This is a genomic window from Streptomyces sp. NPDC048337 (assembly GCF_043201175.1).
Taxonomy (GTDB): Bacteria; Actinomycetota; Actinomycetes; order Streptomycetales; family Streptomycetaceae; genus Streptomyces.
This window is the reverse complement of record NZ_JBICYR010000016.1, coordinates 61,479-76,993: the sequence shown is the minus strand read 5'-3', so window position 1 is coordinate 76,993 and position 15,515 is coordinate 61,479. Positions and strand designations below refer to the sequence as shown.

The following is a 15,515-nucleotide window of genomic DNA, read 5'->3' as shown; positions in this document are numbered from 1 at the left end:
AAGCCGCCACAGCGGCGGGCATGGGCCGGCCACCGTCGGCCGAGAGGGGTCCCCACCACGATGACGGCACCACTGCACGACACCAGCGAGGCCGAGCCCGCGGCCGTGGCCGCCCCCGACGCTCCGCAGAAGGCGATCGAGGGCCGCTCGCCGTGGCAGATCGCCTGGCTGCGCCTCAAGCGTGACAAGGTCGCCCTGGCCGGCGGTGTCGTCGTGCTCCTCCTGATCCTCGTCGCGATCTTCGCGCCGCTGATCGTCAAGGCCTTCGGCCACCCGCCGGAGGAGCTGCACGAGGACCTGCTGGACCCGCTCCTCGGCCTGCCGGCCGGCGACTGGGGCGGCATGAGCGGCGACTTCCTGCTGGGCATCGAGCCGGTCAACGGCCGCGACGTCTTCAGCCGGATCGTCTACGGCGCCCGGATCTCGCTCCTGGTGGCCTTCCTGTCCGCCTTCGTCGCGGTCTCGCTGGGCACCTTCTTCGGCATCATCGCCGGCTACTTCGGAGGCTGGATCGACGCCGCCATCAGCCGCGTCATGGACCTGCTGCTGGCCTTCCCGCAGCTGCTGTTCATCATCGCGCTGATCTCCGTCATCCCCAGCAAGCTGTGGGGTTTCGAGGGATCGGGCCTGCGCATCGCCGTACTGGTGCTGGTGATCGGCTTCTTCGGCTGGCCGTACATCGGCCGCATCGTCCGCGGGCAGACCCTGTCGCTGCGCGAGCGCGAGTACGTCGAAGCCGCGCGCAGCCTCGGCGCGGGCCGCATGTACATCCTCTTCCGCGAACTGCTCCCGAATCTGGTGGCGCCCATCACCGTCTACTCGACGCTGATGATCCCCACCAACGTGCTGACCGAGGCCGCCCTGAGCTTCCTCGGAGTCGGCGTCAAGCCGCCCACGCCGTCCTGGGGAGAGACCCTCTCCACGGCCGTGCGGACCTACGAGGACGATCCGCTGTTCATGATCTTCCCCGGCGTAGCGATCTTCATCACCGTGCTGGCCTTCAACCTCTTCGGCGACGGCGTCCGTGACGCCCTCGACCCGAAGGGCTCCCGCTAGCCATCGCAGGGCACACCAGGAACCGGCTTCGAGCCGTAAGCACACCGGAACACCGGTACTACAACGGAGGGTTGCGAGCATCGTGACTACCCATCGCACGTCGAAGCGCAGACTGGCCGCCGGCACCGCCGTCGTGCTCGCGGCCATGCTGACCGCGACCGCCTGTGGCGGCAACGACAAGAAGGACGAGAAGGCGGGCGCCTCGGGCGGCTTCAACGCCGGCATAGGCAAGGTCGCCAACGCGTCGGACAAGAAGGGCGGCGAGCTCAAGTTCGTCGGCACCCAGGAGGCCGACTCGTGGGACCCGCAGCGCGGCTACTACGGCTTCGTGTGGGACTTCCAGCGCTACTACACCCGGCAGCTGGTGAGCTACAAGGCTGCCCCGGGTGAGCAGAGCACCGACCTGGTGCCCGACCTCGCCACCGCCAAGGCCGAGATCAGCGATGGCGGCAAGACGTACAAGTACACCCTCAAGGACAACGTGACCTGGGAGGACGGCACCCCCGTCACCGCCCAGGACGTGAAGTACGGCATCGAGCGCACCTGGGCCCAGGACGTCATCTCCGGCGGCCCGGTCTACCTGATGCAGGTCCTGGACCCGAAGACCGAGTACCCGGGCCCGTACAAGGACACCGCCCCGGACAAGCTCGGCCTCAAGGCGATCGAGACCCCGGACGCGAAGACCATCATCTTCAAGCTCCCGCAGCCCAACGGTGACTTCGAGCAGATGCTGGCCATGCCGGCGGCGAGCCCGGTCAAGCAGGAGAAGGACACCGCGGCCAAGTACGGCCTGAAGCCCTTCTCCAACGGCCCGTACAAGATCGACTCGTACGAGCCCAACAAAAGCATGAAGCTCTCGCGCAACGAGAACTGGAAGCCCGAGTCGGACACGATCCGCAAGGCGCTCCCGGACACCATCTCGGTCACGTTCATGGCGAACGCGGACGACATGGACAAGCGCCTGATGAACGGCGAATTCGACCTGGACATCAACGCGACCGGCATCGGCCAGGCGGCCCGCGCCACCGCGCTGAAGGACCACAAGGCGAACCTGGACAACGGCCAGACCGGCTTCATCCGGTACGCCGTCATGCCGACGACCGTCGCGCCCTTCGACAACATCGAGTGCCGCAAGGCCGTCATCTACGGTGCCGACCACAAGTCCCTGCAGACCGCCCGCGGCGGCCCGCAGGCCGGTGGTGACATCGCCCCCAACATGCTCCCGCTGGGCATCAAGGGCTCGGACGCCTCGTACGACCCCTACGAGGTCCTGAAGAACGACGGCAAGCCGAACGTCGAGAAGGCCAAGGCCGCCCTGAAGGCCTGTGGCAAGGAGAGCGGCTTCAAGACCACCATCGCGGTCCGCAACAACAAGCCGGTCGAGATCGCCACGGCCGTCTCGCTCCAGAACGCCCTGAAGCAGGTCGGCATCGAGGCCGACGTCGACCAGTTCGACGGCGCCCAGACCTCCGGCATCATCGGTTCGCCGAAGGTCGTCAAGGAGAAGGGCTACGGCATCATCATCATGGGCTGGGGCGCCGACTTCCCGACCGGGCAGGGCTTCTCCCAGCCGCTGGTCGACGGCCGCTTCATCCTGCAGAGCGGTAACAACAACTTCTCCGAGCTGAACGACCCGGCGATCAACGGCCTGTTCGACAAGGCCATCGCCGAGACCGACCCGGCCAAGGCCGGCGACATCTACAAGCAGATGAACCAGAAGGTCTCCGAGGCCGCGGTCTACCTGCCCTTCGTCTTCGACAAGACGATCACGTGGCGCAGCGACCGGCTGACGAACGCCTACACCTCCGACGCCTACAACGGCCGCTACGACTACGCGTCGCTCGGCGTCACCAAGTAGTAGTCCGTCAGACCCGGTTCAGATCCACTTTCCAGTGTTCCAGTGCCACACCCGCTAGGCACGAAGGGCAGGTGATGGCCGCGGTTACGGCTTGGGGGCGCTCTCCAGAAGGGGGCGCCCCCGGGCCGCAGCCAGGCCGAGCGCAGTGCTTGCATATCTCATCCGACGGATCTTCGCCGTCATCGTCATGCTGTTGGTCATCTGTCTGGTGACCTTCGGAATCTTCTTCCTCTTCCCGAAGCTGATCGGGACGGATCCGGCCCTGTACTTCGTCGGCAAGCAGTCCGACCCCGCCGCCATCGAGGGCATCCGGCAGAAGATGGGTCTCGACGACCCGATCCTCGTCCAGTTCGGCAAGTTCATCGTCGGGCTGGTGGCGGGTCGCACGTACGCCAACGGCTCCGACGTCACGCAATGCGCCGCGCCCTGCTTCGGCTACTCCTTCAAGACCGAGCAGGAGGTCTGGCCGCTGCTGCTCGACTGGCTCCCGGTCACCCTCTCGCTCGCCGCAGGCGCGGTCGTGCTCTGGGTGATCGGCGGCGTCGCCACCGGCGTCGTCTCCGCCCTCAAGCGCGGTTCAGCCCTGGACCGTTCGGCGATGGGCGTCGCCCTCGCCGGCGTCTCCCTCCCCATCTACTTCACGGGCATGCTCTTCATCGCCCTCTTCTCCGACCAGCTCGGCTGGTTCGGGCGGCCGGAGGCGACCTTCGCCGACGACCCGGGCAAGTGGTTCAACGGCATGATCCTGCCGTGGGTCTCGCTCGCCTTCCTCTACGCGGCGATGTACGCGCGGCTCACCCGCGCGACCATGCTCGAAGTCCTCAACGAGGACTACATCCGCACGGCCCGCGCCAAGGGCCTGACGGAACCGGTCGTCATCGGCAAGCACGCCATGCGCTCGACGATGACCCCGATCCTGACCGTGCTGGGCCTGGACCTCGGCGCCCTGATGGGCGGCGCGGTGCTGACCGAGTCCACCTTCTCGCTGCACGGCCTCGGCTACAGCGCGGTCCGTGCCATCAGCGACCACGACCTGCCGGTCATCCTGGGCATCACCCTGATCTCCGCCTTCTTCGTCGTCGCCGCGAACCTCATCGTTGACCTCATGTACGCGGTGATCGACCCCCGAGTGAGGCTGTCATGACCGATCTCACCAAGACCGGAGCTCTCAACGAGCCCGTCGGCGCCGGGCAGCCCTCCAGCGCCTTCCTCGAAGTCCGCGACCTCAAGGTGCACTTCCCGACCGAGGACGGACTGGTCAAGTCGGTCGACGGCCTCTCCTTCACGCTGGAGAAGGGCAAGACCCTCGGCATCGTGGGCGAGTCCGGCTCCGGCAAGTCGGTCACCTCGCTGGGCATCATGGGTCTGCACCGCGTCGGCCAGTACGGCCGCCAGCGGGCCCGGATCTCCGGCGAGATCTGGCTGAACGGCAAGGAGCTGCTCTCCGCCGACGAGGACGAGGTGCGCAGGCTGCGCGGCCGGGAGATCGCGATGATCTTCCAGGACCCGCTGTCCGCGATGCACCCGTACTTCACCGTCGGCAAGCAGATCGCCGAGGCGTACCGGGTCCACCACAAGGTCGACAAGAAGGCCGCGCGCACGCGGGCGATCGAGCTCCTCGACCGCGTGGGCATCCCCGAGCCGCACAAGCGGGTCGACAGCTACCCGCACGAGTTCTCCGGCGGCATGCGCCAGCGCGCGATGATCGCGATGGCGCTGGTCAACAACCCCGAGCTGCTCATCGCGGACGAGCCGACCACCGCCCTGGACGTCACCGTCCAGGCCCAGATCCTCGACCTCATCCGGGATCTGCAGAAGGAGTTCGGCTCCGCCGTCATCATGATCACGCACGACCTCGGCGTCGTCGCCGAGATGGCCGACGACCTCCTCGTGATGTACGGCGGCCGGTGCGTCGAGCGGGGCAGCGCCGAGAAGGTCTTCTACGAGCCCAGGCACCCCTACACCTGGGGCCTGCTCGGCTCGATGCCGCGCATCGACCGCGACCAGACCGAGCGCCTCATCCCGGTCAAGGGCTCGCCGCCCAGCCTCATCAACATCCCGAGCGGCTGTGCGTTCAACCCGCGGTGCCCGTACGCCGACGTACCCAAGGGCAATGTGACCCGTACGGTACGGCCGGAGCTCACGGAGGACGGCAGCCGCCACTGGTCCGCCTGCCACATGTCGCAGGAGGAGCGGACCCGGATCTGGACCGAAGAGATTGCGCCGAAGCTGTGACCGACACGCCTGAGACCAAGAAGACGGAAGCAGCCGCGATCCCCGCGCAGGCCACGGGCTCTCCCGATGCTCCCGAGTCCGAGCTCCTGCTCAAGGTGACGGGCCTGACGAAGCACTTCCCGATCACCAAGGGGCTGCTGAAGCGGCAGGCGGGCGCGGTCAAGGCCGTCGACGGCATCGACTTCGACGTCCGGCGCGGGGAGACCCTCGGCATCGTCGGCGAGTCCGGCTGCGGGAAGTCGACCATGGGCCGGCTGATCACGCGGCTCCTCGAACCGACCGGCGGAAAGGTCGAGTTCGAGGGCAAGGACATCACCCACCTCGGTGTCGCCGGGATGCGGCCGATGCGCCGCGACATCCAGATGATCTTCCAGGACCCGTACGGCTCGCTGAACCCGCGCCACACGGTCGGCACGATCGTCGGCGCGCCGTTCAAGCTGCAGGGCGTGGAGCCGGAGGGCGGGCTCAAGGCGGAGGTCCAGCGGCTGCTGTCGTTGGTGGGCCTCAACCCGGAGCACTACAACCGCTATCCGCACGAGTTCTCCGGCGGCCAGCGCCAGCGCATCGGCATCGCCCGGGCACTGGCCCTCAAGCCGAAGCTGGTCGTGGCCGACGAGCCCGTCTCGGCCCTGGACGTCTCCATCCAGGCCCAGGTGGTCAACCTGCTGGACGACCTCCAGGAGGAGCTCGGCCTCACGTACGTGATCATCGCGCACGACCTGTCGGTCATCCGGCACGTCTCGGACCGCATCGCGGTGATGTACCTCGGCAAGATCGTCGAGCTGGCCGACCGCAAGTCGCTGTACGAGGCGCCGATGCACCCGTACACGACGGCCCTGATGTCGGCCGTGCCGGTACCGGACCCGCGCCGGCGCGGTGCCAAGAGCGGCCGCATCCTGCTCAAGGGCGACGTGCCGTCCCCGATCTCGCCGCCGAGCGGCTGCCGCTTCCACACGCGGTGCTGGAAGGCGACGCAGATCTGCACGACGCAGGAACCGCCGCTGCTGGCGCTCAAGACGGGCCACCAGGTGGCCTGCCACCACCCGGAGAACGCCCCCGACCAGGCGCCGGGCGACCAGCCCCTGCCGGGCGCGGCCGATGCGGTGGCCACGGTTTCGGAGTAGCGGCCGAAACGCCGACGGGGCCGGGCAGCCGTACAACGGCACAACCCGGCCCCGTCGGCATGCCCTCCGGCTCCGCCGGGGACAATCCAGCCCCACCGGGGAAATCCAGCCTCGACGGGGACAAATCCAGCCCCGCCGGCGTTTGAGGCGCGGGGGTCCGGGGGCGGAGCCCCCGGCAGCGGCGCCGCACATTCAGCCTCGCCGGCGTTTGAGGCGCGGGGTCTGGGGCGGAGCCCCAGGGGCCGGGCGCAGCCCGGCCCTCCGGCGGCGGAGCCCCCGGTAGGGGCGCGGCGGCGGCGCCGCAGGTGACAATGGCCCGGTGCTCCACGATCTCTTCCCGCCCGGGATCCAGCATGCCCTGGACCTCGCCGGCATCTTCGTCTTCGCCACCGCGGGCGCCCTCCTCGCCGTCCGCAAGAACTTCGACGTCTTCGGCATCGCCGTCCTCGCCCTCGTCACCGCCCTCGGCGGCGGCCTCTTCCGCGACCTCGTCATCGGCGCCGTCCCCCCGGCCGCCTTCGGCGAGCTCAGCTTCTTCCTGACCCCCCTCATCGCCGCCGCGATCGTCTTCTTCCTGCACCCCGAGGTCCAGCGCATCAACCGCGCCATCAACGTCTTCGACGCCGCCGGCCTCGGCCTGTTCTGCGTGACGGGCACGACCAAGGCGTACGAGTACGGCCTCGGCCTCACCGCCTCCGCCGCGCTGGGCCTCGCCACCGCCGTCGGCGGCGGCGTCCTGCGCGACGTGCTGGTCAACGAGGTGCCGTCCCTGCTCCGTGACCGCGAGATGTACGCCGTGCCCGCCGTCGTCGGCGCCTCGATGGTCGCCGTCTTCATCGGCCTCGATGTCCTCAACGCCTTCACCACGGCCGTCGCGATCGTCACCACCTTCGTCCTGCGCCTGCTCGCCATGCGCTACCACTGGCGGGCCCCGCTGGCCTGGAACCGACGCTCGTCCGTGGCCGAAGAGCCGTAGAAAAAAGCTACCGCTTAGTAGCCGCCAGGTGTACCGTCGTTTACATGTCACACGCAGCTGCCCAGGCATCCATCGGCGACAGCGAGTTCGACCGCGACACCACCGTCACCGCGCGCGCGGACGAGCCCGGGGTGTACGACGCGGAGCTCTCCGCAGGCTGGACGATCATCACCGCCGTCAACGGCGGTTACCTGCTGGCCCTGGTCGGCCGGGCCCTGTCGGCGGCCCTGCCGCACCCGGACCCCTTCTCGGTCTCGGCCCACTACCTGACCTCCTCGGTGCCCGGCCCCGCCGTGATCCGCACCGAGGTCGCCCGCGTCGGCCGCACCCTCTCCACCGGCCAGGCCTCGCTGTTCCAGTACGACGAGAATGGCGTCGAGGTCGAGCGCATCCGCGTCCTCGCCTCCTTCGGCGACCTCTCCTCGCTGCCGGAGGACGTCCGCACCACGGCACTGCCGCCGGTCATGCCCGCGTACGAGGACTGCCTCGGGCCTGAGGCCGGCCCGGCCCCGATCCCGGGCAGCTCCGCGATCGTCGACCGGCTGCGGCTGCGACTGGACCCCGCGACCGCGGGCTGGGCCGTCGGCGCCCCCTCGGGCAAGGGCGAGATGCGGGCCTGGTTCGAACTGGCCGACGGCCGTGACGCCGACCCGCTCTCCATGCTCCTCGCGGTGGACGCCCTCCCGCCGACCTCCTTCGACCTCGGCCTGCTCGGCTGGACCCCGACGGTGGAACTCACCACCCACATCCGCCGCCGCCCGGCCCCGGGCCCCCTCCGTATCTCGATCACCACCCGTAACCTGGCCGGCGGCTTCCTGGAGGAGGACGCCGAAGTCTGGGACTCGGCCGACCACCTGGTAGCCCAGTCCCGCCAACTGGCCCGCGCCCCCCGCAGCTGATCCAGCCCCGCCTGCGTTTGGGGCGCGGGGGTCCGGGAGTCCCCTGACCCCCGCGGAGCGGAGGGGTCGGCCGCGCCCGCGGGGGACTCGTAGAATCGGGGGATCATGGCCTACCTCGATCACGCCGCCACCACCCCGATGCTGCCGGAGGCCGCCGCGGCGATGACCGCGCAGTTCGCCGCCACCGGAAACGCCTCCTCCCTCCACGCCGCCGGCCGCCGCGCCCGCCGCACCGTCGAGGAGGCCCGCGAGGCCTTCGCCGAGGCGATCGGGGCCCGCCCGAGCGAGGTGGTCTTCACCGCCGGCGGCACGGAGGCCGACAACCTCGCCGTCAAGGGCCTCTACTGGGCCCGGCGCGACGCCGACCCCGCCCGGACCCGCGTCCTCGCCAGCCCCGTCGAACACCACGCCGTACTGGACGCGGTCCACTGGCTCGCCGAACACGAGGGCGCCCAGGTCGACTACCTGCCCGTGGACCGGTACGGCCGCGTGCACGCCGAGGCCTTCCGCGAGGCCGTCGAGCGCAACCCGGACGACATCGCGCTCGCCACCGTCATGTGGGCCAACAACGAGATCGGCACCGTCATGCCGGTCCGCGCCCTTGCCGCCATCGCCGCCGAACACGGGATCCCGCTCCACTCCGACGCCGTCCAGGCCTTCGGCCAGCTCGACGTCGGCTTCGCCGACAGCGGCCTCGCCGCCATGACGGTCAGCGGCCACAAGGTCGGCGGCCCGTACGGCATCGGCGCCCTGCTCCTCGGCCGCGACCAGACCCCCGTCCCCGTACTGCACGGCGGCGGCCAGGAGCGGCACGTCCGCTCCGGAACCCTCGACGTCCCGGCCATCGCCGCCTTCGCGGTGGCCGCCACCCTCGCCGCCGAGCGGCGCGAACGCTTCGCCGCCGAGATCGGCGCCCTGCGCGACGAGCTGGTCGCCGCCGTCCTCGCGGCCGTGCCCGACGCCGTCCTCGGGGGAGACCCCGTCGACCGGCTCCCGGCCAACGCCCACTTCAGCTTCCCCGGCTGCGAGGGCGACTCCCTGCTCCTCCTGCTGGACGCCCAGGGCATCGAGTGCTCCACCGGCTCCGCCTGCACCGCCGGCGTGGCCCAGCCGAGCCACGTGCTCCTGGCCGCCGGCACCGACCCCAAGCTGGCCCGCGGCACCCTCCGCTTCTCCCTCGGCCACACCTCCACCAAGGAGGACATCGCGGCCCTCGCCGCGGTCATCGGCCCGGCGGTGGAACGCGCCCGCACGGCAGGCCTCAGCTAGCGGCGGCCAGCGCCTCGCCGACCAGGCGGACGTACCGGTCCCAGTCCCAGTGGCGGCCCGGATCCGTGTGGTCGGCGCCCGGCACCTCGGAGTGCCCGAGGATGTGCTTGCGGTCCACGGGTATGCCGTACCTCCGGCAGACATCCGCCGCCAGTCGGGCCGACGCCGCGTACATCGCGTCCGTGAAGTCCTGCGGCCGGTCCACGTACCCCACGTGCTCGATGCCGACGCTGCGCTCGTTCATTGAGCGGTTGCCCGAGTGGAAGGCCACGTCCAGCTCGCGCACCATCTGCTCGATGTGGCCGTCCTGGCGGACTATGTAGTGCGCCGACGCCCTGTGCCACGGGTTCTTGAAGGCGTCCACCGACGACTCGAAGCCGCCCTGCGTCACATGGATCACGATCCGGTCCACGCGGTAGTCGTCCGGCCGGTCCGCCAGCCGCCAGTTCGCCGGCGAGGCCGCCGTCCAGCTCGCGCCCGCGTGGTCGAGCTCGCCCTCCTTGCGCGGCTTGGACACCCCCGGCACCAGCCACCAGGCCCGGCCGATCTCGTCCCGGCCGGCGATCGCCGCCACCGTGAAGATCCCGAGCCCGCCGAACAGCACGGCCCTGCGCGTCCTCCCCGGCCGCTTCTTCGCCTGCTTCCCCTTGCTCGCCATGTGATCCACCCCCCACAGCCGATAACGCGCTGTGACCCCGCGCGGTTCCCCGTACTCTGGAAGGCGCTATGACTGAGAACCTGCCGCGCACCGCCCGCCCCCTTCGCGTCCTGGCCGCCATGTCCGGCGGCGTGGACTCCGCCGTCGCCGCCGCCCGCGCGGTCGAAGCCGGGCACGACGTGACCGGCGTCCACCTCGCGCTCTCCGCGAACCCGCAGTCCTTCCGGACCGGCGCGCGCGGCTGCTGCACCATCGAGGACTCCCGAGACGCCCGCCGCGCCGCCGACGTCATCGGCATCCCCTTCTACGTCTGGGACCTCGCCGAGCGCTTCCGCGAGGACGTGGTCGAGGACTTCATCTCCGAGTACGAGGCCGGGCGCACCCCGAACCCCTGCCTGCGCTGCAACGAGAAGATCAAGTTCGCGGCGCTGCTCGACAAGGCCCTCGCCCTCGGCTTCGACGCCGTCTGCACCGGCCACTACGCCACCGTCGTCCTGAACGAGGACGGCACCCGCGAGCTGCACCGCGCCTCGGACATGGCCAAGGACCAGTCGTACGTCCTCGGCGTCCTCGACGAGAAGCAGCTCGCCCACGCCCTCTTCCCGCTCGGTGACACCCTCACCACCAAGGACGAGATCCGCGCCGAGGCCGAGCGGCGCGGCCTGGCCGTGGCGAAGAAGCCCGACAGCCACGACATCTGCTTCATCGCCGACGGCGACACCCAGGGCTTTCTCGCGAACCGCCTGGGCAAGGCCGAGGGCGACATCGTCGACGAGGCGACCGGCGAGAAGGTCGGCACCCACGACGGCGCCTTCGGCTTCACCATCGGCCAGCGCAAGGGCCTGCGCATCGGCCACCCCGCTCCCGACGGCAAGCCGCGCTACGTCCTCGACATCTCGCCGGTGAACAACACCGTCACCGTCGGCCCCGTCGAGGCCCTCGACGTCACCGCCCTCACCGCGATCCGCCCCCGCTGGTGCGGCTCCACGGCCGCCGCCCCGGGCACCTACACCGCCCAGCTGCGCGCCCACGGCGGCGAGACCGAGGTCTTCGCCGAGCTGGTCGACGGCGAGCTGCGCGTCTCCTTCACCGAGCCGGTCCGCGGCGTGGCCCCCGGCCAGGCGATCGTCCTCTACGACGGCACCCGCGTGGTCGGCTCCGCGACGATCGCGACGACGACCCGGGCCGCTGCGGCGGCCACCGCCTAGCCGCTCGGCCGCCTAGACGACCGTCAGGACGATCTTGCCGGTGGTGCGGCCCTGCTCGCCGAGCTCGTGGGCCTTCGCGGCCTGCGCCAGCGGCAGCACCGTGTCGACCACCGGCCGGAGCCTGCCCTCCTCCACGAGGGTGGCGATGGCCCTCAGGCCCGCGTGGTCCGTCTCGACGAGGGTCCAGCCGGTGCGGAAGCCCTCCGCTTCGGCCGGCACCTCGTCGGGGCCGTTGAGGGTGATCAGGTGTCCGCCGGGGCGGAGCACCTTCAGGGAGCGCGCGCCGTAGTCGCCGCCGATGGCGTCGATCACCACGTCCACGTCCGCCACCGCGTCCTCGAAGGCCGTCGTCCGGTAGTCGATCAGCTCGTCGGCGCCGAGCGAGCGCAGGAGGTCGTGCTTGGCGGCGCTGGCCGTGCCGATCACGTACGCGCCGAGGGCCTTGGCGATCTGGACGGCGAAGTGTCCGACGCCGCCGGCCGCCGCGTGGACGAGCACCCGCTGCCCCGGCCGGAGCCCGGCGGTGTCCGTCAGCGCCTGCCAGGCGGTGAGCGCGGCCAGCGGGAGCGCCGCCGCCTCGACGTGGCCGAGGGCGTCGGGCTTGCGGGTGAAGTGCCGGGCCGGGGCCGTGACGTACTCGGCGTAGCCGCCCGCCTGGACCGGGAAGCGCGGCATGCCGAAGACCTCGTCGCCCGGCCGGAACATCGTCACGCCCGGGCCGACGGCCTCGACCGTGCCGGACACGTCCCACCCGACGGCCGGGACCGGGCCCCAGGGGATGAGGGCGCCGCTCGCCCGGGTCTTCCAGTCGACGGGGTTCACCCCGGCCGCGTGGACGCGTACCAGGACCTCGCCCATGCCCGGCTCGGGCTTCTCGATCTCGGTCTCGGTCAGTACCTCGGGCCCGCCCCACTGGCTGACGACGATGGCGCGCATGGTGTTTCTCCTCAGGTCGGCGCTGCTGTACGGCTACCAGCCTCGGCCTCGGAGCGAGGGCGTGGTATTGGCCAGACGGCCACCATGTGTCAGGATCTGGCCATGCACCGGATTGCCGTACTCGCCCTCGAAGGCGTCCCCCCGTTCGAGCTCGGAATCCCCTCCCGGGTCTTCGGAAACGCCCGCGACGAGGCCGGGAACCCGCTCTACGAGCTGACGGTCTGCACCGCGGACGGACAGCCCGTGACCAGTGACGCGGGCTTCACGGTCGGCGTCTCGGCGGGCCCCGAAGCCCTCGCCGCGGCCGATACGGTGATCATCACGCCCACGCACGCCATGGACGAGCTCGCCCAGGGCGCGCCCCTGCCGCGGGCGCTGGCGGACGCGCTCGCCGGCATCCGGCCCGGCACCCGGCTCGTCTCCCTCTGCACCGGCTCGTACGTCCTCGCCGCCGCGGGGCTGCTCGACGGCCGGCCGGCCACCACGCACTGGGTGCACGCCCCCGTGTTCCAGCGCGGCTTCCCGCGCGTCCGACTCGACGACGAGGTCCTCTTCGTCGACGACGGCGACATCCTCACCTCGGCGGGCGTGGCCGCCGGGGTCGACCTCTGCCTCTACATGATCCGCCAGGACCACGGCTCGGCCGTCGCCAACCGCGCCGCGCGGCTGTGCGTGGTCCCGCCGTGGCGGGACGGCGGCCAGGCCCAGTACATCGACCGCCCGGTCCCCGAGCCCACGGTCGCCACCACCACCGCCACCCGCGCCTGGGCCCTGGAACGCCTCGCCGAGCCGATCACCCTCGCGGAACTCGCCGCCCACGCCCGGATGAGCCTGCGCACCTTCACCCGCCGCTTCCGCGACGAGGTCGGCATGACCCCCGTGCAGTGGCTCACCATCCAACGCCTCGAAATCGCCCGCCACTTGCTGGAGTCCAGCGACCTGCCGGTCGACCTCGTCGCCCACCGCTCCGGCTTCGGCTCCGCGGGCTCACTGCGCCAGCACATGCGCACCACCCTCGGCGTCTCCCCGATCGCCTACCGCCGCACCTTCCAGCCGCAGCCGCAGCAGCCGCAGAGCCCGGCCCCGGCATGACGCCGGGGGTCATCGCCCCCGAGCCGGTCGCCTGGCAGGATCTGATCAACGGCCCGATCCGCCGGGCCGGTTGAAGGGGGATATCACCATGACCGCGTACGCCATCGGCCACATCCGCCCCGACACGATGAACGAGGACGTCCTCCGCTACATCGAGGAGATCCAGTCCACGATGGACCCCTTCGGCGGCCGCTTCCTCGTCCACGGCCGGGAGGTGGAGGTCAAGGAGGGCCCCTGGCCCGGCACGGTCGTCGTCATCGGCTTCCCGGACATCGACCGGGCCCGCGCCTGGTACGACTCGCCCGCCTACCAGGCCCTCCTCCCCCTGCGCACCGCCCACATCCAGGGTGAGGTCATCCTCGTCGAGGGCGTCCCGCCCTACTACGACGCCAAGCAAACGGCCGCCACCCTCCGCGAGGCCGCGGGGCTCTGACACGGCCGCCCCGGCCGCCGCCCGGCCCCCGTCGAGGGCCCCGGATGTGGGGCGGCCGGGACGGGGGGACCGGGTGGGGTGCGAGCATGGGCGGTATGGCTACTCACCTGATCACCGGTGCCGGGTCCGGCATCGGGGCCGCCGTCGCGGCCCGACTGCACGCACGTGGCGACGACCTCGTCCTCCTCGCCCGGGACGCCGCTCGGGGCAAGCAGCTCGTCGAGCGGTACCCCGGCGCGCGGGCCCTCGTGGGCGACCTCGCCGATCCCGACCGGCTGTCGTGGGCCTTCTCCAAGCAGGCCATCCCCGAGCGCATCGACTCCCTGCTGCACATCGCCGGGATCGTGGACCTCGGACCGGTCGGGGAGCTGCGACCCAAGACCTGGCACCAGCAGCTCAACGTGAACCTGATCGCCCCCGCCGAGGTCACCCGGCTGCTGCTGCCCACCCTGCGGGCCTCGCGCGCGACCGTCGTCTTCGTGAACTCCGGCGCCGGCCTCACCGCCCACGCCGACTGGAGCGCCTACGCCGCCTCCAAGCACGGGCTGAAGGCCCTCGCCGACTCGCTGCGCGCGGAGGAGAAGGGGAACGGGATCAGGGTCACCTCCGTGTACCCCGGGCGCACCGCCAGCCCCATGCAGGCGAAGGTGCACTCGCAGGAGGGCAAGGACTACGACCCCGCCGACTGGATCGACCCCGAGTCCGTCGCGACCACGATCGTCATGGCCGTCGACCTGCCCCGCGACGCCGAGGTCAACGACCTGAGCGTCAGGCCCGGCCGATGACCGCGAGCGCCACCGGCGTCGGATCACTCCCCGGCGGCGACGCCCGCGAGGCCGCCAAGACCGTCACCGGCTCCTTCGAGGAGTTCCCGTACCTCGCCGAGCTGCCCGCCCGCGGGCCCGGCGCGGACATGGTCGGCCGCTCCCTCGGGCTGCTCGTCGACATGTACGCGCACGTCGAGCCCAGCGGATGGCGCGTGAGCGACCGGCCCGGGCGGGACAGCCGACGCGCCCGCTCCTGGCTCGGCGAGGACCTCGACGCCCTGGAGGAGTTCACCCAGGGGTACGAGGGGAAGCTGAAGGTCCAGGCCGTCGGGCCCTGGACCCTGGCCGCCGCCCTCGAACTGCACGGCGGCGAGGCCATGCTCCAGGACGCGGGCGCCTGCCGCGACCTGGCCGGATCGCTCGCCGAGGGGCTGCGCGGGCACCTGGCCGACGTGCGCAAGCGCATCCCCGGCGCCGAGATCGTCCTCCAGTTCGACGAGCCCTCGCTGACCGCGGTGCTGCTCGGGCGGGTGCGGTCCGCGAGCGGCTACCGGACGTACCGGGCCGTCGACCGGCAGGTCGTCGAAGGGACGCTGCGGGAGCTGTTCGCCGTCCACGAGGGGGACGTGATCGTGCACTCCTGCGCGCCCGAGGTCCCCTTCGGCCTGCTGCGGCGAGCCGGCGCCGCGGGCGTGTCGTTCGATTTCTCCCTGCTCACCGAGCGCGAGGATGACGCCATCGGGGAGGCCGTCGAAAGCGGTACGAAACTCTTCGCCGGAGTGGTGCCGGGGACCGACGGCCCGTTGTCAGACCCTGCCGGTAGCGTCATGGGTGTCAGGAAGCTTTGGCGCAGGCTGGGGCTGGCCCCGGGGACTCTGGCGGAGTCCGTGGTGGTCACTCCGTCGTGCGGTCTGGCGGGCGCTTCACCCGCCTACGCCCGCGCGGTGCAGGCGCATTGCGTCAGGGCGGCGAGGTCGCTCGCCGACAACCCTGAGTGACGGTCG

At 71.2% G+C, this 15,515-nt stretch carries 15 protein-coding genes; 13 read left to right on the top strand and 2 right to left on the bottom strand.

Annotated features, from left to right (window positions below):
• Positions 1-60 precede the first annotated feature (60 nt).
• The 8 genes from ACGFYU_RS24395 (at position 61) to ACGFYU_RS24360 (ending at position 9,417) form a co-directional block, all read left to right on the top strand.
• Positions 61-1,056: an ABC transporter permease gene (locus ACGFYU_RS24395; protein ID WP_393829439.1), complete on the top strand. Its 996-nt coding sequence runs from the start codon at positions 61-63 to the stop codon at positions 1,054-1,056.
• A gap of 82 nt (positions 1,057-1,138) precedes the next feature.
• A complete protein-coding gene (locus ACGFYU_RS24390; RefSeq protein ID WP_393829438.1) occupies positions 1,139-2,914 on the top strand; it encodes an ABC transporter substrate-binding protein in 1,776 nt (591 codons plus the stop codon).
• A gap of 145 nt (positions 2,915-3,059) precedes the next feature.
• Positions 3,060-4,058, top strand: coding sequence for an ABC transporter permease (locus ACGFYU_RS24385; protein WP_393829437.1), 999 nt, complete (start codon positions 3,060-3,062; stop codon positions 4,056-4,058).
• On the top strand, positions 4,055-5,149 hold the full coding sequence (locus ACGFYU_RS24380) for an ABC transporter ATP-binding protein (RefSeq protein WP_393829436.1): 1,095 nt from the start codon (positions 4,055-4,057) through the stop codon (positions 5,147-5,149). The genes ACGFYU_RS24385 and ACGFYU_RS24380 overlap by 4 nt, the downstream gene beginning before the upstream one ends.
• 38 nt (positions 5,150-5,187) lie before the next feature.
• Entirely contained in the window at positions 5,188-6,273 is a 1,086-nt protein-coding gene (locus ACGFYU_RS24375; protein ID WP_393829530.1) for an ABC transporter ATP-binding protein, read from the top strand.
• A 319-nt stretch (positions 6,274-6,592) separates the two neighbouring features.
• Positions 6,593-7,249: a trimeric intracellular cation channel family protein gene (locus tag ACGFYU_RS24370; RefSeq protein ID WP_393829435.1), complete on the top strand. Its 657-nt coding sequence runs from the start codon at positions 6,593-6,595 to the stop codon at positions 7,247-7,249.
• Positions 7,250-7,293: 44 nt separating this feature from the next.
• The gene (locus tag ACGFYU_RS24365; protein ID WP_393829434.1) at positions 7,294-8,148 is read left to right on the top strand and encodes a thioesterase family protein; all 855 of its coding nucleotides are present in this window, start codon (positions 7,294-7,296) and stop codon (positions 8,146-8,148) included.
• Between the two features lie 105 nt (positions 8,149-8,253).
• Positions 8,254-9,417 (top strand): cysteine desulfurase family protein, encoded by a 1,164-nt coding sequence (locus ACGFYU_RS24360; protein ID WP_393829433.1) that lies wholly within the window; start codon positions 8,254-8,256, stop codon positions 9,415-9,417.
• On the opposite strand, the gene ACGFYU_RS24355 is transcribed toward ACGFYU_RS24360, so the two are convergent.
• On the bottom strand, positions 9,410-10,075 hold the full coding sequence (locus ACGFYU_RS24355; protein ID WP_393829432.1) for an N-acetylmuramoyl-L-alanine amidase: 666 nt from the start codon (positions 10,073-10,075) through the stop codon (positions 9,410-9,412). The two genes, ACGFYU_RS24360 and ACGFYU_RS24355, sit on opposite strands and share 8 nt — an antisense overlap.
• Before the next feature lie 68 nt (positions 10,076-10,143).
• On the opposite strand from ACGFYU_RS24355, the gene mnmA reads away from it, so the two are divergent.
• Positions 10,144-11,283: a tRNA 2-thiouridine(34) synthase MnmA gene (gene mnmA / locus ACGFYU_RS24350; protein ID WP_393829431.1), complete on the top strand. Its 1,140-nt coding sequence runs from the start codon at positions 10,144-10,146 to the stop codon at positions 11,281-11,283.
• A gap of 12 nt (positions 11,284-11,295) precedes the next feature.
• Here the strand turns inward: mnmA and ACGFYU_RS24345 are convergent, their stop codons facing one another.
• Positions 11,296-12,219: an NADP-dependent oxidoreductase gene (locus ACGFYU_RS24345; RefSeq protein WP_393829430.1), complete on the bottom strand. Its 924-nt coding sequence runs from the start codon at positions 12,217-12,219 to the stop codon at positions 11,296-11,298.
• Between the two features lie 102 nt (positions 12,220-12,321).
• Between ACGFYU_RS24345 and ACGFYU_RS24340 the strand changes: the two genes are divergently transcribed.
• The 4 genes from ACGFYU_RS24340 (at position 12,322) to ACGFYU_RS24325 (ending at position 15,509) form a co-directional block, all read left to right on the top strand.
• Positions 12,322-13,311 (top strand): GlxA family transcriptional regulator, encoded by a 990-nt coding sequence (locus ACGFYU_RS24340; RefSeq protein ID WP_393829429.1) that lies wholly within the window; start codon positions 12,322-12,324, stop codon positions 13,309-13,311.
• A gap of 88 nt (positions 13,312-13,399) precedes the next feature.
• The gene (locus ACGFYU_RS24335) at positions 13,400-13,744 is read left to right on the top strand and encodes a DUF1330 domain-containing protein (protein WP_393829428.1); all 345 of its coding nucleotides are present in this window, start codon (positions 13,400-13,402) and stop codon (positions 13,742-13,744) included.
• A 95-nt stretch (positions 13,745-13,839) separates the two neighbouring features.
• Entirely contained in the window at positions 13,840-14,529 is a 690-nt protein-coding gene (locus tag ACGFYU_RS24330; RefSeq protein WP_393829427.1) for an SDR family oxidoreductase, read from the top strand.
• Positions 14,526-15,509 carry a methionine synthase gene (locus ACGFYU_RS24325; protein ID WP_393829426.1) on the top strand — a complete coding sequence of 328 codons (984 nt, stop codon included), beginning with the start codon at positions 14,526-14,528 and terminating at the stop codon, positions 15,507-15,509. Before ACGFYU_RS24330 ends, ACGFYU_RS24325 begins: the two co-directional genes overlap by 4 nt.
• The last annotated feature ends 6 nt before the right edge of the window (positions 15,510-15,515 follow it).